Source organism: Bartonella sp. AC10YNML, from assembly GCF_042196825.1.
Lineage (GTDB): Bacteria > Pseudomonadota > Alphaproteobacteria > Rhizobiales > Rhizobiaceae > Bartonella.
Genome location: NZ_JBHIRA010000063.1, coordinates 1 through 963, shown reverse-complemented (window position 1 = coordinate 963; position 963 = coordinate 1). Strand labels below are relative to the sequence as shown.

The 963-nt window shown below is 47.6% G+C and carries 1 protein-coding gene; it reads right to left on the bottom strand.

Translation table 11 applies throughout. The features are described 5' to 3' along the window. The coding region (locus tag ACFINA_RS09630; RefSeq protein WP_375615524.1) for a phage tail tape measure protein at positions 1–963 on the bottom strand (963 nt) is incomplete at both ends.

The window sequence follows — 963 nt, the reverse complement described above, 5'->3', positions numbered from 1 at the left end:
CTTGATAAAAGAGCCTATCAATTGAAGAAGCCCAAGGCGTGTCCCGGCCATAGTAAAACGCAACACACGCAGAGCAATATTAAAAGCCATCAGAGCGGCAATGGTTTTGATAATGGCGCTTGTTAAAGCAGGATGGGCGTTCGCCCATGCCATCAAACCATTGACAAATCCCCCAACACTTTCCATCAAACTGTTGAGAGGAGGCAGAAGCACTTCACCAATGCTAATCCCCAAAGCCACAATGCGGTTTTGTAAGAGTTCAAATTGTCGCATAGCACCGGTTGCTTGTTTGTCGGCTTCTTGTTCTACCGAGCCTTTAAAGACTTGTGGATCTTTCACATAATCTAAAGCTTGCCCTAACAATTCAGGGTTACCCATCAATTTGGCAAAATCGCCGGTAAAATCGCGCCCCGCAATGGCAATCAGCGAACGCATCCCTTGTTCGGATTTGCCCAACACATTAAAAAAGCGCACCAAGGTACCGGTGGCATCTTTGTCGAGATCTTGCATGAATTTTTCGCGGGAAAGCCCAATATTAGCAAAAGCATCTTCAATATGTTTGCCCCCAGCCTGAATGCGCGCACTCATCGCATTAAAACCACGCGCGGCACTCTCAGGAACAATCCCAGCAGAAATCATCGCTGTACCAAATGCCGCGGTTTCGCGGGCTGTCAACTTAAACATGGTTGCTGCACCGGTGGCACGATTGGTAAAATCAGACACCTCACTGGCCTTTGCCGCCATGTGGTTAGAGAGATGATTGATGGCATCGCCTAGATCTTCAATGCCTGCTTGATTAAGCTTAAAGACATTGCGCAACTTGGCAAAGCGCTCCCCAATCTGATCCCCCGTCATATCAAAAGCAACAGCCGCTTTGGCTGCATAAATGCTAAAAGCTTCTAAATCTTGTTCACCAATCCCTGCTTGGCTAGCACTGGTCATCAATTCTAAGACTTCACGAGC